Annotated in this window: 17 protein-coding genes; 2 read left to right on the top strand and 15 right to left on the bottom strand. The window is 69.7% G+C overall.

The window, feature by feature from the left end; all coding sequences use genetic code 11:
- Positions 1–14 precede the first annotated feature (14 nt).
- Positions 15–995 carry a fumarylacetoacetate hydrolase family protein gene (locus RT282_RS02410; RefSeq protein WP_313311551.1) on the bottom strand — a complete coding sequence of 327 codons (981 nt, stop codon included), beginning with the start codon at positions 993–995 and terminating at the stop codon, positions 15–17.
- Positions 996–1,098: 103 nt separating this feature from the next.
- Between RT282_RS02410 and RT282_RS02405 the strand changes: the two genes are divergently transcribed.
- Positions 1,099–2,340 (top strand): DUF3108 domain-containing protein, encoded by a 1,242-nt coding sequence (locus tag RT282_RS02405; RefSeq protein WP_313311549.1) that lies wholly within the window; start codon positions 1,099–1,101, stop codon positions 2,338–2,340.
- 77 nt (positions 2,341–2,417) lie between these two features.
- Positions 2,418–2,702 (top strand): DUF3567 domain-containing protein, encoded by a 285-nt coding sequence (locus tag RT282_RS02400; protein WP_312304179.1) that lies wholly within the window; start codon positions 2,418–2,420, stop codon positions 2,700–2,702.
- 62 nt (positions 2,703–2,764) lie between these two features.
- On the opposite strand, the gene RT282_RS02395 is transcribed toward RT282_RS02400, so the two are convergent.
- The 14 genes from RT282_RS02395 to RT282_RS02330 all read right to left on the bottom strand — a co-directional run bounded on the left by RT282_RS02395 (position 2,765) and on the right by RT282_RS02330 (position 21,106).
- Positions 2,765–3,331, bottom strand: coding sequence for a hemerythrin domain-containing protein (locus RT282_RS02395; RefSeq protein WP_313311548.1), 567 nt, complete (start codon positions 3,329–3,331; stop codon positions 2,765–2,767).
- A 61-nt stretch (positions 3,332–3,392) separates the two neighbouring features.
- Complete coding sequence (locus tag RT282_RS02390) at positions 3,393–3,818, bottom strand: ribonucleotide reductase subunit alpha (RefSeq protein WP_313311546.1); 426 nt, start codon at positions 3,816–3,818, stop codon at positions 3,393–3,395.
- A gap of 18 nt (positions 3,819–3,836) precedes the next feature.
- Positions 3,837–4,421: a nitroreductase gene (locus tag RT282_RS02385; protein ID WP_313312584.1), complete on the bottom strand. Its 585-nt coding sequence runs from the start codon at positions 4,419–4,421 to the stop codon at positions 3,837–3,839.
- A 74-nt stretch (positions 4,422–4,495) separates the two neighbouring features.
- Positions 4,496–5,194 carry a carbonic anhydrase gene (locus RT282_RS02380; RefSeq protein WP_409519431.1) on the bottom strand — a complete coding sequence of 233 codons (699 nt, stop codon included), beginning with the start codon at positions 5,192–5,194 and terminating at the stop codon, positions 4,496–4,498.
- A 26-nt stretch (positions 5,195–5,220) separates the two neighbouring features.
- Positions 5,221–6,006, bottom strand: a complete 786-nt coding sequence (locus RT282_RS02375; protein ID WP_313311544.1) for a peptidylprolyl isomerase — start codon at positions 6,004–6,006, stop codon at positions 5,221–5,223.
- A 24-nt stretch (positions 6,007–6,030) separates the two neighbouring features.
- The gene (narI, locus tag RT282_RS02370; RefSeq protein WP_313311542.1) at positions 6,031–6,810 is read right to left on the bottom strand and encodes a respiratory nitrate reductase subunit gamma; all 780 of its coding nucleotides are present in this window, start codon (positions 6,808–6,810) and stop codon (positions 6,031–6,033) included.
- Between the two features lie 4 nt (positions 6,811–6,814).
- Positions 6,815–7,537, bottom strand: a complete 723-nt coding sequence (gene narJ / locus RT282_RS02365) for a nitrate reductase molybdenum cofactor assembly chaperone (RefSeq protein ID WP_313311541.1) — start codon at positions 7,535–7,537, stop codon at positions 6,815–6,817.
- Positions 7,538–7,539: 2 nt separating this feature from the next.
- On the bottom strand, positions 7,540–9,063 hold the full coding sequence (gene narH, locus RT282_RS02360) for a nitrate reductase subunit beta (protein WP_312304185.1): 1,524 nt from the start codon (positions 9,061–9,063) through the stop codon (positions 7,540–7,542).
- Complete coding sequence (locus RT282_RS02355) at positions 9,060–12,866, bottom strand: nitrate reductase subunit alpha (protein WP_313311540.1); 3,807 nt, start codon at positions 12,864–12,866, stop codon at positions 9,060–9,062. Before RT282_RS02355 ends, narH begins: the two co-directional genes overlap by 4 nt.
- A gap of 70 nt (positions 12,867–12,936) precedes the next feature.
- Positions 12,937–14,385 (bottom strand): NarK family nitrate/nitrite MFS transporter, encoded by a 1,449-nt coding sequence (locus tag RT282_RS02350; RefSeq protein WP_313311539.1) that lies wholly within the window; start codon positions 14,383–14,385, stop codon positions 12,937–12,939.
- A gap of 29 nt (positions 14,386–14,414) precedes the next feature.
- Positions 14,415–15,698 carry a nitrate/nitrite transporter gene (locus tag RT282_RS02345; protein ID WP_313311538.1) on the bottom strand — a complete coding sequence of 428 codons (1,284 nt, stop codon included), beginning with the start codon at positions 15,696–15,698 and terminating at the stop codon, positions 14,415–14,417.
- A gap of 219 nt (positions 15,699–15,917) precedes the next feature.
- Positions 15,918–16,613 (bottom strand): LuxR C-terminal-related transcriptional regulator, encoded by a 696-nt coding sequence (locus RT282_RS02340; protein WP_313311537.1) that lies wholly within the window; start codon positions 16,611–16,613, stop codon positions 15,918–15,920.
- Positions 16,614–16,632: 19 nt separating this feature from the next.
- Positions 16,633–18,534 carry a type IV pili methyl-accepting chemotaxis transducer N-terminal domain-containing protein gene (locus RT282_RS02335; RefSeq protein ID WP_313311536.1) on the bottom strand — a complete coding sequence of 634 codons (1,902 nt, stop codon included), beginning with the start codon at positions 18,532–18,534 and terminating at the stop codon, positions 16,633–16,635.
- A gap of 121 nt (positions 18,535–18,655) precedes the next feature.
- Positions 18,656–21,106 carry an adenosylcobalamin-dependent ribonucleoside-diphosphate reductase gene (locus tag RT282_RS02330; RefSeq protein ID WP_313311534.1) on the bottom strand — a complete coding sequence of 817 codons (2,451 nt, stop codon included), beginning with the start codon at positions 21,104–21,106 and terminating at the stop codon, positions 18,656–18,658.
- Positions 21,107–21,206 lie beyond the last annotated feature (100 nt).

Below are 21,206 nucleotides of genomic sequence, written 5' to 3'. Positions count from 1 at the left end.
CATTTTGCCTAAAATCAATCCGGCATGGCAACGTCTTGGTCGATGGCGCCGAAGACGCTGTGGCCGGCGCGGTTCTTCATCTCGATACGCACGCTGTCGCCGTGGCGGAGGTAGCCGGTGCGGGCGCGCCCGGCCTCGGACGCCTCCACGGCGCGCTTGTCGGCGATGCAGGCATGGCCCAGCTCGGCGCCGGCGTTGGCCACCGGGCCGCTGCCCACCAGGGTGCCGGCGCGCAGCCGCCGGGTACGCGACAGGTGGGCCAGCAGCTGGCCGAAGTCGAAGGCCATGTCCTGCCCCGCCTCGCACATGCCGAAGCGCCGGCCGTTCACGGCGCACTGCAGCTGCAGCTGCACCCGGCCGCCCTGCCAGGCCTCGCCCAGCTCGTCGGGCGTGACGGCCACCGGGCTGAAGGCCGTGGCCGGCAGCGACTGCACCGGGCCGAAGCCCTGGGCCAGCTCGGCCGCCATCAGCGGGCGCACGGCCCAGGCGTTGGCCAGCATCACGAGGCGCACGCCCTCGCGCGCCTGCTCGGGGGCGGCGCCGCGCTGCACGTCGCCCGTAGCCACGGCCAGCTGGGCGCCAAAATCCAGGCCGCTCTGCGGGCCGGACAGGGCCAGGGCGTCGCAGGCACCCAGAAAGTCGTCGCTGGCGCCCTGCAGCAGGGGCGGCTGGGTCAGCGGCGCCTCGCCGCTGACACCCAACGCCTGGCGCAGCCGCTGCACGTGCGCCGGGTAGGCCATGGCCTGCACCCACTGGTGGGCGCGCGGCAGCGGGGCCAGGCAGCGCTCGGGCTCGAAGGCGAAGGCGTGCGGGGCGCGGCCGCTGTTCAGCTCCGCGCTCAGGTCGGCCAGCTGGGGCGCGAGGAAGTTCCAGTCGTCCAGCACCTGCTGCAGGCGGCTGGCGATGCCGCTCGCATAATGGGCCTGGCTCAGATCGCGCGAGACGACGACCAGCTGGCCGTCGCGCGATCCATCCTTGTAGGTGGCAAGTTTCATGGGGTGTGCCGGGCGCTGGCGGGAACTGCCACATGCACCCATCGATCCAGCAAAGGATGGACCTTCTGACAAAACCTGAAATTCTAGGAGCCCCTCGCCCGGCATGCCGCGCCGCCCGCTGATCCTGCTGACCGCGCTGGTGCTGGCCGCGCACTGGCTGGCGCTGGCCGGCCTGCCGCTGGGCGGCGGCGCGCCCGGGGCGGCGAGCGAGACGCTGGCCTTTCGCACCCGTCTGGTGGAGCCCCCTGCCCCGCCGCCGCCCGCTGCCGCCGAGCCCAAGCCGGCGCCCCGTCCTGCCCCGAAACCCCGGCCCAAGCCGCGCCCGGCGCCGCCACCCCCGCCGCCCGCACCAACGCCCGAGCCCGCCCCACAGGCCGCGGCGGCAGAGCCCGCCTACGTGCCCGATCCGCACGAGCTGCTGGCCGCGGCCGCGCCGCCGGAGATGTCCCCCGAGACGCCGGCCAGCGAACCCGCCGCAGAGTCTGCCGCCGAGTCCGCCAGCGCAGCCGAAGCGGCCAGCGATGCCGCCAGTGCACCCGCCGAGGCAATCCCAACTGCGGCCCCTGCCGCGCCACCCGCCAGCGACGCCGCGCCGCAGGTCACCCAGGCGGACACTGGTAACGCCCCGCAGGCCAGCGCCGGCGTGGAAATCACCCCGCCCGGCGCCGCTGGCGCCCCGAGCGGCGGCGAAGCGCCGCCCGTGCGCGTGCCCGCCTCCGTGCGGCTGGACTTCGAGGTGACGGGCCAGGCCAAGCGCTTCAACTACAGCGCCAGCGCCGAGCTGAGCTGGCGCCAGGACGGCGCGCGCTACGAGGCGCGCCAGCAGGTCAAGGCCTTCCTGCTGGGCGCGCGTTCGCAGACCAGCACCGGCCGCATCACTGCGCGCGGCCTGCAGCCCGAGCGCTTCGGCGACAAGGCGCGCAGCGAGCGCGCGGCGCATTTCGACTTCGAGCAGCACCAGGCGACCTTCAGCGCCAATGCGCCGCCCGCACCCATCGGCGACGGGGCGCAGGACCGCCTGAGCGTGTTCATCCAGCTGGGCAGCCTGCTGGCCGCCGCGCCGCAGCGCTACCCGCCGGGCACGCGCATCGCGCTAACCACGGTGGGCACCAAGAGCGCCGACCGCTGGACCTTCACCGTGGAAGGGCCGGAGACGCTGCAGCTGCCAGCCGGCCCCACGCCGGCGCTGAAACTGCAGCGCGTGCCACCGCCGGGCAAGGAGTACGACCAGAAGGCCGAGCTGTGGCTGGGCACCGAGCTGGGCTACCTGCCGGTGCGCATCCGCCTGACCCAGGCCAACGGCGACTTCGCCGACCTGGCGCTGAGCGGCCACGAGGCGCAATGACGCACGGCACGGCGGCGCACTTGAAGTCGGGCACACTGCAGCCATCTGCAGGGCATTGCAGCCAGGGAGAACACGCCATGAACATGCTCTACGACTCCGACTCCTTCGTGGTGGTCCACATGCAGCCCGTGGCCGACCTGGGCACGGCCGAAGACGGCTCGCAGCAACCCCAGCTGGCGCGCCACGGCTTCGAAATCGTGGACAAGCGCTCGGGCAAGGAGGTCTACCTGGACGGCTCCTGGGCCGAGATGTTCCAGCAGCAGATCCTGGCCTGGCAGCGCAACGCCCCCACCGAGCAGGAGGTGGAGGACACGCTGGACGGCTACGTGGGCCTGGCGCAGAACCCGGTGGTGATCCACTGACCGGCCAGCGTTTTCGTAGCCAAATCGACCTCAAACCCTTGCCAGACAAGCGTCAGCAGCTATTATTTGGATAGCGAACTGGCGGCGCCGCGGCGGCGCGCCATCTCCGCGCCCATGGCCTGCTCGGCCTCGGCGTCCAGCAGGGCGCGGGCGGCCGGGTAGATGGTGCCGTCCTCGTGCCGCATGTGGCTCTCGTAGCCTTGCGCGAAGCGCTCCAGCGCCTCTTCCTGCGCAGGCGCCAGGGCGGTGATGTTTCCCTCGCCCAGCGCCTGCAGCGCCCCGCGCGCTGCGGCCCAGCGCTCGGCCATCTGCATGTGGTCGCGCTGCAGCTGGCGCACCAGCTGCACCACATCGTCCCCGGGCGTGCCGGCCAGCAGCGGCGGGAAGACGTGCAACTCCTCGTCCTCGTGGTGCAGCGGCGCGGCGATGTCGAAATAGCGCAGCACGTCGCGCGCGGCCTGGGCGGCGGACTCGTCCCAGCCCGTATCGCGCAGGTACTGGCGCAGGCGCGCCAGCAGGTCCAGCGAGCGGCGCACACGGTCGTGGCAGGCCTCCAGCATGGCGAAGGGCTCGTCAAAGCCCGCGCCCGGGCTGCGCACGCCGGGCAGGCTGACTCGGGCGCCGGTCATTGGGCAACCTCCGTCCTTCGGACTGCGGTGCGAGCCCCCTTCGGGGCGGCCGGGCGGGGGCTCATGCCTGGCGCCCCAGCGCCACCGGCCGGCCCTGGCGGTCGAAGGGCAGATAGCCGCCCAGGTCGCCGCCCTTGATGGCCTCGACCATGCGATGGAGCGCCTGATCGGTCTGGGCATCGCTGGGCCCCTGATCGGCATCGCCCGATAGCGCGGCGGCAAACACCAGCTGCCAGGGCTGGCCGGGCAGCTCGTATTCGCTGGACTCGCGCACCACCGCCGCGAAGGATTCGGCCTCGTCGGGCCATTTGTCCACGCACATCAGCGGCACCAGGGCGCCGCCCTCGCCGCGCTCGAAGTCGGCGCGCTGCTGGGCCGTGGCGCCGTCGGGCAGCTCGGAGCCGGCGAACACCAGCAGCAAGCGCTGGCGCTCGCGCTGCACGCGGGCGGCCTGCAGCAGGTCGTCGAAATGGCGGATCTCGTTCATGGCGTTACCTCGGTCTGTCTAGTGGTATTCATCGGCCTGATCATGCGCCGGCCAGGAATGCACGCCGCCGCCTGGGGCCATCAGCGTAGTCACGTACTGGGCCGGTGCCGGGCGCTGGCGCGGCGGCTTGCGCGACTGCACGGTGCCGATGCTGACGAAGCAGGCGGCACGCTCGTACGGGCCCAGGGCGAACAGCGCGCGCAGGGCCGGCGCCTGCAGCGCCCGGCCGCTGGTCAGCGCCGAGCCATAGCCCCGGGCCGTGGCCATGAGCAGCATGCCGTGCACGGCGCAGCCGGCAGACAGCCAGCGTTCCGCGGGCGGGATGGGCGCATCGGCCGCCCCCTCGTCCACCACGGCCAGCAGCAGCACGGGGGCACGTGCGGCCTTGTCGCGGGCGCGTTGCCGCTCCTCGGCGTCGGCCTGCGGGTCGCGCTGCAGCAGGGCCTGCACGAAGGCCTGGCCCAGCGCGGCGCGCGCGTCCTGCGGCACCAGGATGAAGCGCCAGGGCAGCAGGCGCCCGTGGTCCGGCGCGTGGCCCGCGGCCTCCAGGATGGCCCGCAGCTCGGCGCCTTCGGGGCCGGGTGCCGCCAGGCGCCGGGGCATGACGGTCTGGCGCGCGGCCAGCAAGGCGGCGAGCTGCTGCGGGGAGAAAACGTCCGGTGGCACGGCGGGCGGCCTCAGCAGTCCACCAGCACCTGTCCGTCGTGCTCGACGTAGGGCGGATAGGGACCGGTGCCGCTGCACTGAGCGCGCGAGGCGGCGACGAAGCCGCGCTGCTGCACGTCGAAGACGTGGACCTCGCCTTCCTCGATCACGTAATGCCAGCCGTGCAGGCTGATGCGCCCGTCCTCCACGCGCTGGCGCACCATGGGGTAGTCCATCAGGCGCTCGAGCTGCAGCAGCACGGCGCGCTGCTCGGTGCGGCGCAGGGCTTCGGCACAGGGCTGCACGGGCAGCACGGCGCCCCGCCCCAGGTCCAGCCAGCGCTGCAGGTTCTGCGCCTCGGCCGGCACTTCGCCGTACAGCGCCTTCACCGCGCCGCAGTGGCTGTGGCCGCAGACGATGATGCGGCTGACCTCCAGGCTGAGCACGGCGAACTCGATGGCCGCGGCCGTGCCGTGGTGGCCGTGCGAGCCGTCGTAGGGCGGCACGAAGGCGCCCACGTTGCGCACCATGAACAGCTCGCCCGGCCCGGTGCCGGTGAGCAGGTAGGGCACCAGGCGCGAGTCTGAGCAGCCGATGAACAGCGTCTTCGGCGCCTGGCCCTGGGACACCAGGTCCTGGAAGCGCTGCTGGTGCAGCGGGAAGTAGTCCGAATGAAAGCGCTGCAGGCGCTGCAGCAGCTCGTCGGGGATGGTGCCGGCGGGCTGTTCCATGGGCGCAGGGGCGCGGCCGTTGGTGACTACTGCACCAGCGGAGAGCTGGCCTCGTCCAGCTCCACGCCCTGCACGTCGGCCTCGGCCGCCAGCAGCTGCAGGCACTGGCGCAGCGCCGTGATCCACGACTGCTGGCGCAGCGCCAGCTGCACCGCGCCGCGCACGGACTCGTAGGGCTCCTCCACGCCAGGGACGCGCTCCAGCACCTCCACCACGTGCAGGCCGAAGCGGCTGTGCACCAGGCGCGGCAGCACGCCGACCTCGGCGCGGCCGAAGATCTCCTGCGCCATCTCGGGGGCGAACTCCTCGGCCGTCAGCCAGCCCAGCTCGCCGCCCTGCGCACCTGTGGGGCAGTTGGACAGCTCACGCGCCGCGGCGGCAAAGGCGTCGGCGCCGCTGCCGTCGTGGCAGCGCACGTCCAGCAGGCAGGTCTCGGCGCGCGAGCGCAGCGCGCCCACGTCCACGCCCGGCGTCACGCCGAACAGGATGTGGCGCACGTGCACGCGCTCGCCGCGGCGGTAGCGCGCGGCGTGCGCAGCGTGGTGGCGCCGGCAGGCCTCCTCGGTGGGCTCGGGCACGTTCAGGTGCTGCTCCAGCCAGCGCTCGATGGCCTCGCTGGCCGCCTCGCTGAAGGCGCCGGCCTGCGGCGCGGGATCGTCCGCCGCCAGCAGGCCGTCACGCTGGGCGGCCTGGCGCAGCAGCTCGGTGCAGGCGCGCTGGCGCAGCTCCTCGGGGCTGATCTGCTCGTGCGGTTCGGCGAGCGGCACGCCGTTGATGCTGGCTTGGGTGGAAGGCAGGGTGGTCGCGTTCATGGCCGGATCGTAGGCAAGGGGTGATTACCGTACAGCGCGCGGGTTGTCGATGGCGTCGGCCACCGTGGGCGAGGGCACGGCGCTGGGCTGGCCGGGCAGGTTCTGGCCGGCAGGCACGTTGAGGCGGCGTGCGCGCACCATTTGGTAGGGGCGGAACAGGTAGGCCACCGAGGCGAAGCCGCTCCACACGTGCACCAGCCGGCTGAAGGGGAACAGCAGGAAGATGGTCACGCCCAGCACGATGTGCACCTGGAAGGTCCAGTGCAGCGCGGCCACGGCCGTAGCGTCCACCGGGCGCAGGGTGACGATGCGCTGGGCCCAGTCGGCCAGGATCAGCATGGCGCTGCCGTCGGTGTGCTGCAGCGACTGGGGCAGCGTCAACAGCCCCAGCGACAGCTGCACCCACAGCACCACCAGCACGGCGATGTCCGTGGGGTGGCTGGTGTAGCGGATGCGCGGATCGGTCAGGCGGCGCACCAGCAGCATGGTCAGGCCCACGAAGCACACCGCGCCCGCGACGCCGCCGGCGGAGACGGCCAGCATCTGCTTGGTGGACGCGCTCATGAAGATGCCGTACACGCTGTGCGGTGTGAACAGGCCCACCATGTGCCCGAAGAACAAAAACAGGATGCCGAAGTGAAACAGGTTGCTGCCCCAGCGCAGCAACCCGGTGCGCAGCATCTGCGAGGAGTCGCTTTTCCAGCTGTACTGGTTCTGGTCGAAACGGATCAGGCTGCCCACCACGAACACCACGAAGCACACGTAGGGATAGACCTGGAAGAGAAAGCGGTATGTCGAATCCATGGCTTTAGGCTCCTTGGGCTGGTAGGGAGTTCTTGCGCACGATGTGCACGGGCTGGGGCTGGCCCGGGCGGGCCTGGCCGGCGGACGAGCAGCCGTCGAACGCGGCCGGTTCCTCCCAGGCCTCGTCCAGCGGCAGTTCGGCCGGGACCTCGGCGCCGGCCTGGGGCTTGTGCCCGGCCAGCTCCAGCAGGGCCGCCATGACGGCGGCGTAGGCGCTGCCCCGCTTGGCCAGGGCTGCGTGCAGGGCGTCCAGCAGGTGGGCGATCTCGCCCAGGAAGCTCCTGGCCTCGCGCGGCGGTTGGGTGGAGACGAACTCCAGCACCGCCGGCAGGTAGTCGGGCAACTCGTCCTCGATCAGCAGCAGGCCGGCCTTGGCGTAGGTCTCGCCCAGGTCAATCATGGCCGGCCCGCGGTCGCGCGAGTCGCCGTGCACGTGCTCGAACAGGTACAGCGAGGTGGAGCGGCCACGGTCGAACAGTTCGACGTATTCCGTCTCGGCGGCCAGCGGATCGCAGGCCTGCAGGTGGCCCACCAGCGCCGTGATGCCGGCGCGATGGCGCGCGCTGAGCACGCCGTCGCCGGCCAGCAGCGCGTCCATTTCGTACAGGTGCTCGCGCAGCTCGGCATGGGGATAGCCCAGCAGCGCGGCCAGCACGCGCAGCGTGACGGCGCCGGGATGGCGCCCGGCCAGGTGCTCGGTCACGGGGATGTTGTGCGGCTCCTGCATGCTCAGACCTCCGCCTTGATGGGAATGGTGCGCTTTTTCTCCTGGCCGAACAGGCTGACGTTGGAGACGCCGTCCGAGCAGCCATTGCCAAAGGTGAAGCCGCAGCCGCCGCGCACGTTGAAGGCGTTCTCCGCGTACTCGCGGTGCGTGGTGGGGATGACGAAGCGGTCCTCGTAGTTGGCGATCGCCATGGTTTGGTACATGTCCTCGGCCTCGGCCTGGGACAGGCCCACCTGGTTGAGCACGTCCATGTCCACTCGCCGCTCCACGTGCTTGGCACGCTGGTAGGCGCGCATGCCCAGCATGCGCTCCAGCGCCCGCACGATGGGTGCCGTGTCGCCGGCGGTGAGCAGGTTGGCCAGGTACTTCACGGGGATGCGCAGCTGGTTCACGTCCGGGATCTGGCCATTCACGCCCAGGTGGCCGGCGTTGGCCGCCGAGCTGATGGGCGACAGCGGCGGCACGTACCAGACCATGGGCAGGGTGCGGTACTCGGGGTGCAGCGGCAGCGCCACCTGCCATTGAACGGCCATCTTGTAGACCGGGCTCTTGCGCGCGGCCTCCATCCACTTGTCCGGGATGCCGTCGATCCTGGCCTGGGCGATCACGGCCGGGTCGTTGGGGTCCAGGAAGATGTCCAGCTGCGCCTGGTACAGGTCACGGTCACGCTCCACGCTGGCCGCTTCCTGGATGCGGTCGGCGTCGTACAGCAGCACGCCCAGGTAGCGGATGCGGCCCACGCAGGTCTCCGAGCACACAGTGGGCTGGCCGGCCTCGATGCGCGGGTAGCAGAAGATGCACTTCTCGGCCTTGCCGCTCTTCCAGTTGTAGTAGATCTTCTTGTACGGGCAGCCCGAGACGCACATGCGCCAGCCGCGGCACTTGTCCTGGTCGATCAGGACGATGCCGTCTTCCTCGCGCTTGTAGATCGAGCCGGAGGGGCACGACGCCACGCAGGTCGGGTTCAGGCAGTGCTCGCACAGGCGCGGCAGATACATCATGAAGGTGTTCTCGAACTGGCCGTACATCTCCTTTTGGATGTCGTCGAAGTTCTTGTCCTGGCTGCGCTTGGAGAACTCGCCGCCCAGGATCTCCTCCCAGTTCGGGCCCCAGACGATCTTGTCCATCTGCTTGCCGGTGATCAGGCTGCGCGGCTTGGCCGTGGGCGAGGCGCCCATCTCGGGGGCCGACTGCAGATGGGCGTAGTCGAAGGTGAAGGGCTCGTAGTAGTCGTCGATCTCCGGCAGGTTGGGGTTGGCGAAGATGCGCATCAGCAGCTTCCACTTCGCCCCCTGGCGCGGAATGATGGAGCCGTCGGGACGGCGCACCCAGCCGCCGTTCCAGCGATCCTGGTTCTCCCACTCCTTGGGGTAGCCGATGCCCGGCTTGGTCTCGACGTTGTTAAACCAGGCGTACTCCATGCCGGGGCGGCTGGTCCAGACGTTCTTGCAGGTGACGGAACAGGTGTGGCAGCCGATGCACTTGTCCAGGTTCAGCACCATGCCGATTTGGGCGCGGATCTTCATGCGGTTTCTCCTTGGTCCAGCGTGGGCTTGATCAGTTGATCGGCGACAGGCGTATCCAGCCAGTCGACCTTGTTCATCTTGCGCAGGACGATGAACTCGTCACGGTTGGTGCCGATGGTTCCGTAGTAGTTGAAGCCGTAGCTGAACTGCGCGTAGCCACCGATCATGTGCGTAGGCTTCAGGACCACACGCGTGACCGAGTTGTGGATGCCGCCGCGCACGTTGGTCATCTCCGCGCCCGGGGTGTTCACGATCTTTTCCTGGGCGTGGTACATCATGACCATGCCCGGCTTGACGCGCTGGCTGACCACGGCCCGCGCGGTGAGCGCGCCGTTGACGTTGAACAGCTCGATCCAGTCGTTGTCCTCGATGCCGGCGCGCTTGGCGTCCTCCTCGCTGACCCAGACGATGGGCCCGCCCCGGCTCAGGGTGAGCATCAGCAGGTTGTCGGTGTAGGTGGAGTGGATGCCCCACTTCTGGTGCGGCGTGATGAAGTTCAGCTGGATCTCAGGATTGCCGTTCGGCTTTCGGCCCATGACTTCCGCCGTGGCCTTCAGGTCCACCGGCGGGCGGTAGGTCGAGAAGCCCTCGCCGAAGGCGATCATCCAGGGGTGGTCCATGTAGAACTGCTGCCGCCCGGTCAGGGTGCGCCATGGGATCAGCTCGTGCACGTTGGTGTAGCCGGCGTTGTAGCTGACGGTCTCGCTCTCGATGCCGCTCCAGGTGGGAGAGCTGATGATCTTGCGCGGCTGCGCCTGGATGTCGCGAAAGCGGATCTTCTCGTCCTCGCGGTACAGCGCCAGGTGCTTGTGGTCGCGCCCGGTCTGCTTGGACAGCGACTCCCAGGCCTTCACCGCCACGTGGCCGTTGGTCTCGGGGGCCATGTGCAGCACCACCTCGCAGGCGTCGATGTCGCTGTCGATCTTCGGCATGCCCTGCGTCACGCCGGGCTCGCTCACCACGCCGTTGAGCTGGCCCAGCTGCGTGACCTCCAGCTGCGTGTCCCAGTTGATGCCCTTGCCGCCATTGCCCAGCTTGTCCATCAGCGGCCCCAGGGCCGTGAAGCGCTTGTAGACGTTGGGGTAGTCGCGCTCGACCACGGTCATTTGCGGCCCGGTCTTGCCGGGGATCAGGTCGCACTCGCCGCGCGTCCAGTCGGACACGCCGAAGGGCTGCGCCAGCTCGGCCGGGGAGTCGTGCGCCAGCGGCGACAGCACCAGCTCGCGCTCCACCCCCAGCTGGCCGGGGCACAGCTCGCTGAACTTCTTGGCAAAGCCCTTGTAGATGTCCCAGTCGCTGCGCGCCGACCAGGCCGGGTCCACCGCCGTGGACAGCGGGTGGATGAAGGGGTGCATGTCGCTGGTGTTGAGGTCGTTCTTCTCGTACCAGGTGGCCGTGGGCAACACGATGTCCGAGTACAGGCAGGTGGTGCTCATGCGGAAGTCCAGCGTCACCAGCAGGTCCAGCTTGCCCTCGGGCGCCTTGTCGTGCCAGACCACTTCGGTGGGCTTGGCGTCCTGCGGGCCCAGGTCCTTGCCCTGCACGCCGTTGCTGGTGCCCAGCAGGTGCTTGAGGAAGTACTCGTGCCCCTTGCCCGAGGAGCCCAGGATGTTGGAGCGCCACACGAACATGTTGCGCGGCCAGTTGTCCGGATGGTCGGGGTCGGTGCAGCTGAGCTTCAGGTTGCCGCTCTTGAGCCCCTGCACGGCATAGTCGCGCGGGTCCTGGCCGGCGGCCTGGGCGTCGCGCACCACCTGCAGCGGATTGGTCTTGAGCTGCGGCGCGGAGGGCAGCCAGCCCATGCGCTCGGCGCGCACGTTGTAGTCGATCATGCTGCCGCTGAACTGGGCCTTGTCGGCCAGCGGCGACAGCACCTCCTCCACGCCGATCTTCTCGTAGCGCCACTGGTCGGTGTGGGCGTAGAAGAAGCTGGTGGAGTTCTGGTGGCGCGGCGGGCGGATCCAGTCCAGCGCGAAGGCCAGCAGCGTCCAGCCGGTCTGCGGGCGCAGCTTTTCCTGACCCACGTAGTGCGCCCAGCCGCCGCCGCTCTTGCCGATGCAGCCGCACATCATCAGCATGTTGATGACGCCGCGGTAGTTCATGTCGCAGTGGTACCAGTGGTTCATCGCTGCGCCGATGATGACCATGGAGCGACCCTCGGTGTCGTGCGCGTTCTGGGCGAACTGGCGCGCCACGGTGATGACCTGGTCGCGCGGCGTGCCGGTGATCTGCTCCTGCCAGGCGGGGGTGTAGGGGTGGTTGTCGTCGAAATCCCTGGCGGCGAACTCGCCCGGCAGCCCGCGCGCCACGCCGTAGTTGGCCACCTGCAGGTCGAACACCGTGGCGACCAGGGTGTCACCGCCCGTCAGCTGCAGGCGCTGCACCGGCACGGTGCGCACCAGCACGTCCGACTGCGGATTGTTCGGGAAATGCTCGGAGGCGATGCCGCCGAAGTATGGGAAGCCCACACGCGCCGTCTCGGCCGAAGCGGCGTCCGTGCCCTCCAGCAGCGACAGGCGCAGCCGCACCTCGCTGCCGTCGGCGGCGTCTTTTTGTTCCAGGTTCCACTGGCCCTTGTCGGGGCGGCCGTCCGGACCCCAGCGGAAGCCGATCGCTCCTTGAGGCACGACCACGCGGCCGCTGTCGTCCAGCGCCACGGTCTTCCACTCGGGGTTGTTGGCCTGGCCCAGCGACGCGTCGAAGTCGCTGGCGCGCACGTAGCGGTCCGGCACCAGCACCGTCTCGCCGGACTCCAGCACCTTTTCCTTCAGGGTGACCAGCATCGGCATGTCGGTGTAGCGGCGCACGTAGTCGTCGAAGTACGCGCTGCGCTCCCCGCTGTCGGGGAAGTAGAACTCCTTGAGGATGACGTGGCCCATGGCCATGGCCACGGCCGCGTCCGTGCCCTGCTTGGGGTGCAGCCAGATGTCGGACAGCTTGGCGACCTCGGAGAAGTCGGGCGTGACGGCCACCGTCTTGGTGCCCTTGTAGCGCACCTCGGTGAAGAAGTGCGCGTCCGGCGTGCGCGTCTGAGGCACGTTGGAGCCCCAGGCAATGATGTAGCCGGAGTTGTACCAGTCGGCGCTTTCGGGCACGTCGGTCTGCTCGCCCCAGACCTGGGGGCTGGACGGCGGCAGGTCGCAGTACCAGTCATAAAAGCTCATGCACACGCCGCCGATCAGGCTCAGGTAGCGGGTGCCGGCCGCGTAGCTGATCATGGACATGGCCGGGATGGGCGAGAAGCCGATCACCCGGTCCGGCCCGTGGCGCTTGATGGTGTGGATGTTGGCCGCGGCGACGATCTCGTTGACCTCGTCCCAGCTGGAGCGCGCGAAGCCCCCCATGCCGCGCACCTTCTGGTATTCGCTGCGCTTGGTGTCGTCGCTGACGATGCTGGTCCAGGCCTCCACCGGGCCCATGGTCTGGCGCGCCGTGCGCCACAGGCGCAGCAGGCGGGCGCGCACCATGGGGTACTTCACGCGGTTGGCGCTGTACAGGTACCAGCTGTAGCTGGCACCGCGCGAGCAGCCGCGCGGCTCGTGGTTGGGCATGTCCCAGCGGGTGCGCGGGTAGTCGGTCTGCTGCGTCTCCCAGGTCACGATGCCGCCCTTGACGTAGACCTTCCACGAACACGAGCCGGTGCAGTTCACGCCATGGGTGGAGCGCACGATCTTGTCGTGCGCCCAGCGATTGCGGTAGGCGTCCTCCCAGGTGCGGTCCTCGCCAGTGACCTGGCCGTGCCCGCCGGCGAAAGTCTCGCGCGGCTGCGAGAAGTAGGTGAGGCGATCGAGGAAGTGACTCATCGTGGTTCCTTCATGGTGATGTCGTTGTGCGGGCGGGAGAAAAGGGGCGGACGCTTCATGGGGCTTGGCTTCAGCAGGGCATCTCGGCGTTGCGGCGGGCGTAGTACCACCAGGTCACGGCGATGCACATCACGTAGAAGGCCGAGAAGATCCACAGCGCCAGCTCCGGTCCGCCGGTGGCGGCGATGGAGCTGCCGTAGCTCTTGGGGATGAAGAAGCCGCCGTAGGCGCCCAGGGCGCCGGCAAAACCCAGGGCGGCGGCGCCCTCGGTGTTGCCTTCCTTGATGGCCGCGGCCTGTGCGGCCTCGTCGGCGGCGTGGACTTCGCGCAGCTTGAGCTTCAGGAAGATGGCCGGGATCATGCTGAAGGTGGAGCCGTTGCCGATACCGGTGGTGAAGAACAGCACCAGGAACATGAGGAAGAAGCCGGCGAAGCTGCCTTCTGCGGGCCCGAAGGGCATGACGTGCCCGCCCGTGCCCTTGGGCAGGAAATACAGCACACCCACCACGCCCAGCGCCATGGCCAGGAAGTTCCACAGCGTCACCCGGGCGCCGCCGAACTTGTCGGCCAGCCAGCCGCCGAACGGCCGGATGACGGCGCCCACCAGCGGCCCCAGCCAGGCATAGGCCAGCGGGTTGACGGCCGGGAACTGGCTCTTGATGAGCAGCGGAAAGCCCGCCGCGAAGCCGATGAACGAGCCGAAGGTGCCCAGGTACAGCAGGCACATGATCCAGTTGTGCTTGCGCCGGAAGATGGCGGCCTGCGCGGCGAAGCTGGCCTTGGCATCGGCGATGTCGTGCATGCCGAACCAGGCGGCGATCGCGGCGATGGCGATCCACGGCACCCAGATGAAGGCGGCGTTCTGCGCCCACACGCGGGTCTCGGCGCCGTTCTTCACGATGATCTGCGGGTCGCCGCCGAAGATGCCGAACACACCGGCGGTGATCACCAGCGGGCTCAGGAACTGCACCACCGACACGCCCAGATTGCCCAGGCCGGCGTTCACGCCCAGCGCCGAGCCCTTGCGCTCCTTCGGGAAGAAGAAGCTGATGTTGGCCATGCTGGAGCTGAAGTTGCCCCCGCCCAGCCCGCACAGCAGCGCCAGGATCAGCATGGTGGGGTAGCCGGTGGTGTTGTCCTGCACGGCGTAGCCGATGCCGATGGCCGGGATCAGCAGCGAGGCGGTGGACAGCGCCGTCCAGCGGCGCCCGCCGAAGATGGGCACCATGAACGAGTAGAAGATGCGCAGCGTCGCGCCCGACAGCGCCGGCGCCGCCGCCAGCCAGAACAGCTGGTTGGTGGAGTACTTGAAGCCCAGAGCCGGCAGGTTCACGGCCACCACGCTCCAGACCTGCCAGATGGCAAACGCCAGGAACAGCGCGGGCACGGAGATCCACAGGTTGAGCTTGGCGACGGCCTCGCCCTCGCGCTCCCAGAAGTGCTTGTCCTCAGGGGTCCAGAGGGTCAGCAGCCGGCCCTGGCGCGGGCGGGCGGATGGTGCATTGGCGGGGGAAGACATGGTGTGTTTCCGTAGGGGTCAGGGGCGGTTCAGCGCAGCGCGGCGCCGGTGTGCGGGGCCATGACGTCGGTGCGGCGCACCTCGGTGAAGTACATCCAGATCAGCGAGACCCAGACCACGCCGTACATCAGCATGAAGGCGCTGGAGCGCACCCCCGTCCAGTCCATGAGCACGCCGAACAGGATGGGCAGCACGAAGCCGCCCAGGCCGCCGGCCAGGCCCACGATGCCGCTGATGGCGCCGATGTTGCCGGGGTAGTCGTCGCTGATGTACTTGAAGACGCTGGCCTTGCCGAAGGCCCAGGCGATGCCCAGGATGAACATCAGGCCGGTGAATGCATAGACGTTCAGGCCGATGTGGAAGGTGCGCGGGCCGTCCACGGTGAGGACGGTGAAGTCTGTCTGCGGATAGCTCAGAAGGAACAGGCAGATCCAGCTGACCCACATGACCCACCAGGTCACGCTGTGCGCGCCGTACTTGTCCGAGAGCACGCCGCCAATCGCCCGCAGCACGCCGCCGGGCAGCGAGAAGCAGGCCGCCAGCAGCGCGGCCACGCGGATGTCCAGGCCGTACTCGCCCACGTAGTACTGCACCATCCACAGCGCCAGCGCCACGTAGCCGCCAAAGACGATGCTGTAGTACTGGCAGTACTTGAGCACGCGCGGGTCCTTCAGGGCCTTGAGCTGCTCAGTGAACTTCACGTTGCTGGGCACCAGGTGGGCCGGGTCGCTGGCGCTGAAGATCCAGAACAGCACCAGCACGCCCAGCATGATGGCCGCATAGACATGAGGCACGGCCTGCCAGCCGAAGGCCACCAGAATCACCGGGGCGACGAACTTGTTGACGGCCGCGCCCGAGTTGCCGGCGCCGTACACGCCCATGGCCATGCCCTGGCGGTGCTTGGGAAACCAGCGCGCCACATAGGGCGTGCCCACCGAAAACGAGCCGCCGGCCAGGCCGACGAACAGGCCGATGACCAGGAAGTGCCAGTACTCGGTGGCGTAGCCCATGGCCCAGATGGCGGGAATGGTCAGGGCCAGCAGCACCGCCATGACGATGCGCCCGCCGTACTTGTCGGTCCAGATGCCCAGCGGCACGCGGATCAGCGAGCCGGTGAGCACCGGCATGGCCGTGAGCAGGCCGAACTGGGTGGACGACAAATCCAGCATCTTCCGGATCGGGATGCCGATGACGCCGAACATCATCCAGACCATGAAACAGGTGGTGAAGGCCAGGGTGCTGACCAGGAGCACGGACCAGGCCTGGGCGTTGCGGCGGGGATCGACTGCCGCGGTTGTGGGCGGGGTAGCCATGGGGGTTGTTCCGGTTTTGGGGTGACGCTGATGGTCCCCTCAACCGGGCTTTGCGCCCATCCTTCCAAGGCAGGGCCGGGGCGCTGCAAAAGGAGGATGGCCGTCGGCGCCCGTCCTACTACCAAAGAACTAGGGGCGCCGGATAAATTTCAATGAAATCGGCCTCAAACGCTTGGCAGGCAAGCGCAGGCAGCTATCAATTTTGGATAGTTCCCGGGTCTATTCCACCGGCCGCTGCCGGTCCGAGGCATAGACCGCCGCCTGCACCCGCGAGGACAGCCCCAGCTTGCGCAGGATGTGCTGCACGTGGATCTTCACCGTGGTCTCGGCGATGTCCAGGGTACGGGCGATCTCCTTGTTGCTGGCGCCGCGGGCGATCTCGCGCAGCACCTCCTCCTCGCGCGGCGACAGGGGCGTGCCCGGCTCCTCGGCGGCGGGCGCGGGGGCGGCGGCCGGATCGGGCGTGCCCTGGGTCTGGAAGGCGGCCACCAGCTTGCCCATCATTTCCCGGCTGACCACCGGCTCGCCGCGCGCGGCGCGGCGCGCAGCCTCGGCCAGCAGGTCGCCGTCGATGGTCTTGAGCAGATAGCCCTGGGCCCCGCGCTGCAGCGCGGCGGCCAGGTCGGCGCCGTCCTCGCTCACCGTCAGCATGACGATGCGGCTGTCCGGCGAGGCCTCGCGCAGGCCGGCGATGGCATCCACCCCACGCACGCCGGGCAGGTGGTTGTCCAGCAGGATGACCTGCGGGCGCAGCAGCGGCACCAGGCGCAGCGCCTCGCCCGCGTCTCCTGCCTCGCCCACCACCTGCAGGTCGGCGTGCTGGCCCAGCAGGGCCACCAGGCCGCGGCGCAGCAGCGTGTGATCGTCGATCAGGAACAAGGTGATGGGCGCGGGGATGGCGGCGGCGTCTTGCATGGCGTCGTGGTGGGTGATGTCAGGCGGCCAGGGGCTGGGCGGGCGGCGCGCCCTCGACGGGCGCAGGCGGCAGCTCCAGCGTCACGCAGGTGCCGCGCCCGTCAGGTTCCGAATGCAGGGTCAGCGTGGCCTGGATGCGCTCGGCGCGCTCGCGCATGATCCCCAGGCCCACGTGCAGCGAATCCGGCGGCACGGCCGCGGGGTCGAAGCCGCGGCCGTCGTCGCGCACCTCGAAACGCCAGCACGGGTGGCGCTGCACGTGCAGCTCCACGCGGTGCGCGCCGGCGTGCTTGCGCACGTTGGACAGCGCTTCCTGCACGATGTGCAGCACCTGGATCTGCACGTCCGGCGCCAGCGGCCGGCCCTGGCCGTGCATGCTGAGTGATGTGGCCACGCCGGTCTGGTGCTCGAACTTGGACAGCGTGGCGCGCAGCGCGCCCTCGATGTCTTCCTGCTGCGTGCGGGTGCGAAAGTGCACCAGCAGCTCGCGCACGTCGGCATAGCACTCGCGCACGCCGGCGTCCAGCTCGGCGATAGCGGCGTCGCGCGCGGCGTCGTTGTGCCGGGCCACGGCGCCCTGCAGCAGCTGCACCTGGATCTTCAAAAACGCCAGCGACTGGGCAATGGAGTCGTGCAGCTCGCGCGCGATCAGGCTGCGCTCGCCCGAGACCGCGGCCTCGCGCTCCAGCGCCGTGGCGCGCAGCCCCTCCATGGAACTGGCCAGGTGGCGCGCCATGCTCTCCAGCAGCTCGGTGGTGTCCGGCGCCAGGGCCAGCGGACGGCGAAAGAACAGCGTCACCTCGCCCAGCAGGCGCTGGTGCACCCGCACGGGGATGCTGACCACGGTCTGGAAGCCCGCCTCGCGGCAGTGCGGCAGCTGTACCCCGGTGGCCGGCAGGATGGGGATGACGCGCATCCGTGCGCGCGCCTCGGTCTGGCCGCACTCGCAGCTGCCGGCGACCACGCAGTGTTCCTCCTCGACCATGGAGGGCGGCAGGCCGTCGGCCGCCACCAACACGTAGCGCTCGTTGGCCTCGTCGGACCAGCGCACGGCCGCGGCGTCGGCGCCGGCCACGCGGCGCACCTGCTGCACGAAACCCTGGGTCAGCGTCTCCAGGCTGCCGGCCTCGGCGGCCAGGGCGCTGACCTCGTACAGCGCGGCCAGGCGCTGGTTCTGCACCTCGACACTGGCCGTCTTCTCGCGCACCTTGCGCTCCAGGTCCTCGTGCGAGGCCTGCAGCGCGTGCGCCATGCGGTTGAAGCCGGCGGTGAGCTGGCCGAACTCGTCGTCCGCCTCCACCACCAGCCGCGTGGACAGCTCGCCGCGCTGCACCCGCGCCAGCGCCTGCTGCAGCCGCATCACGGGGTTGAGCACCAGCAGATAGCTCAGCGCCATGAAGGCCACGGCGGCGGCGATCGCCAGCGCCACCATCATCAGCTGGAACAGGTGCAGCCCGGCCGTCCAGCGGGCGATCTGCACCTCGATGGCCTCGACGAAGCCGTCCAGCTCGGTCACGAAGGCGTCGCCGCGCGCCAGCGCCGCCTCGCGCGAAGGCGGCTGGGTGCGCCACTGGGCGTGGATGCTGCGCCATTCGCGCACGATGCCGGCGTAGTGCTCGCGCGTGGCGTCGCTCCAGGGCACGAACAGCGGGCGCGACGGGTCGCCGGTGCGCAGCAGCTCCAGGCTGTTGTCGAAGCGCTGGGCCAGCCGGGTGAATTCCTCCGCCGGGGAGTCGCCCTGCTGCGCCAGCACCATGCGCAGCATGTTCATGCGCAGGCGGCCCGCCTCGTTCACGGCGGCGGCGCCGCCCTCCAGCTTCCAGGTCACCCACAGGGTGAAGCCGATGGAGGCCAGGGCCACGAGCAGGAAGGCCGTGCCCATGGCCAGCAGCTTGGTGGACAGCGTGGGGCGGTGGCGCATGGCGGGCAGTGTAGAAGCAAAAGCCGCGGGGGTGCCGCGGCTTTTACATCAAATCGGGCTTCAGCGCCCGTCAATCAAGCGCCGAAAGCTATTGAAACAATAGCATGCCGACACCGACAGCTCAGCCGCAGCTGCCCAAGGCGCCGCACTGTGTGCAGTAGTCGCAGCCGTCCTTGCGGATCACGGCGTGGGCGCCGCACTCGTAGCACTTCTTGCCGGCCATGGTGGGCGGCGTGCTGCTGCCGGCGGCCATGGGCGGCTCGTCCAGCGGCAGCTGCTGCTGCTCCGGGCTGCTGGTGCGGCGCGCCAGGATGTTCTGCACCGCGTAGGCCACGGCCGCCACCTCGGAGTCATGCCACAGCGGCACCTGCACGCCGTCGGCGCGGGTGTGCGTACCGAGGCGCACGGGGCCGCGGTCCCAGGCGACCTTGCGCATGTCCGACAGCGCCCGCTCCAGGAAGCCGCCGCGCGCGGCCAGGGACAACAGGCGCATGCTGGAGGTGATCCACTGCTGCGACTCGCCGCTCTGGCCCACGGGCATGAAGAACTCGATGGCCCGGTCCACCGTGCCGCCGCGGCCGTTGGGCACGGGCAGGAAGGACACGATCAGGTACAGCCGCTTGTGGCCCTCCTGCGTCCAGTACTCCACCTTCTCGGCCACAGCCGACAGGCCGCCCTGGGGCCGGCTTTCGATCACCGTGCGCATGGGGTCCACCGGGGTAGGCGCGGGCTCATCGGCCGGGGCGGCGGCGGCAGCGGCAGCGGCCGGCTCGGTGGGCGTCACTTCTAGCACGGCGCCCAGGATGCTGTTGGGCCGGTAGGTGGCCAGGCCCTTCAGGCCGGAGTGCCAGGCCTGCAGGTACAGGCCCTTGAAGTCCTCGTAGGGATAGTCGGCCGGCACGTTCACGGTCTTGGAGATCGCCGTGTCCACATAGGGCTGCACGGCCTCCATCATGGCCACGTGCTCGCCGGCGGACATGTCCATGGCGCTGACGAAGTACTCGGGCAGCTGCTCCACGTTGCCGCCCAGGGTCTTGTACAGGCGCCAGGCGTAGTCCTCGACCACGTACTCGCTGCGGCTGCCGTCGGCCTCGCGCTTCCTGCGCGTGTAGGTCCAGGAGAACGGCGGCTCGATGCCGTTGGAGGCGTTGTCGGCAAAAGCCAGGCTCACCGTGCCCGTGGGGGCGATGGACAGCAGGTGGCTGTTGCGGATGCCGTGCTTCTTGATGGCGCGCTTGATGTCGTCGGGCAGGCGGCTGGCAAACGTGCCCTCGGCCAGGTAGCCCGCGGCGTCGAACTTGGGGAAGGCGCCCTTTTCCTTGGCCAGCTCGACCGAGGCGCGGTAGGCCGCGTCGCGCATGCGGCGGGCGATCTTCACGGCCATGTCGCGGCCTTCCTGGCGGTCATAGCGCACCTTGAGCATGGCCAGGGTGTTGCCCATGCCGGTGAAGCCCACGCCGATGCGGCGCTTGGCGGCGGACTCGGCCTGCTGCTGCGGCAGGGGCCAGAAGGTCACGTCCAGCACGTTGTCCAGCGCCCGCACCTGGGTGGCCACGGCGGCCTCGAAGGCGTCGAAGTCGAACGCCGCCTCGCCGTGCAGCCCGAAGGGGTTGCGCACGAAGCGCGTCAGGATGATGGGCCCCAGGTCGCAGCAGCCGTAGGGCGGCAGGGGCTGCTCGCCGCAGGGGTTGGTGGCCTGGATGTCCTCGACGTAGCGCAGGTTGTTGTCGGTGTTGATCTGGTCCAGGAACAGGATGCCCGGCTCGGCGAAGTCGTAGGCCGACTTCATGATCGTGTCCCACAGCTCGCGCGCACGCAGCGTGCGGTAGACCCACTGGCCGTCGGCGCGCTGGCGGGCGCCCTCCTTCAGCAGGTCGGGGCCGGGCGCGGCGACGTGCACCAGCTCCCAGTCGCCGTCCTGCTCCACGGCCTGCATGAAGCCGTCGGGCACGCCGACCGAGACGTTGAAGTTGTTCCAGCGCCCGGGCGTGCGCTTGGCGGTGATGAAGTCCAGCACGTCCGGGTGGTCGATGCGCAGCACACCCATCTGCGCGCCCCGGCGCGCGCCGGCGCTCTCCACCGTGGAGCAGGACTGGTCGAACACATTGATATAGCTGCACGGGCCGGAGGCCATGGAGTGCGTGCCCTTGACCAGCGCCCCGCGGGGGCGGATGCGCGAGAAGTCGTAGCCCACGCCGCCGCCGCGGCGCATGGTCTCGGCGGCCTCGCGCAGGGCCTCGTAGATGCCGGGGTAGCCGGCGTCGTCCACGCCCTGGATGCAGTCGCCCACGGGCTGCACGAAGCAGTTGATCAGCGTCGCCTGGATGTCGGTGCCGGCGGCGCTCATGATGCGGCCCGCGCCGATGGCGCCGGCGCGCAGGTTGTCCAGGAAGCGCGCCTGCAGCTGCTCGCGCAGCTCGGGCTTTTCCACCGAGGCCAGGGCGCGCGCCACGCGGGCATACAACTGGTCCACATCGCTCTCGCCATTCTTGAAATACTTTTCACCCAGCACGTCCAGGCTGATGGGCTGGGCGGGCAGGTTGGGGGCGAGGTCGGTGATTTCGCGTTGCATGTGTCTGGTTCTCTGCTGGAAGGAAAGGGGCGGACCGGGGGGCGGCCGGCCCGAGTGTCGCGCACGGGCGAGCCCGAGTTTGTACACCGCCCGGCGGACC

Source organism: Pulveribacter sp. (assembly GCF_032079985.1).
GTDB lineage: Bacteria > Pseudomonadota > Gammaproteobacteria > Burkholderiales > Burkholderiaceae_C > Melaminivora.
This window is presented reverse-complemented; position numbering and strand designations above follow the sequence as displayed.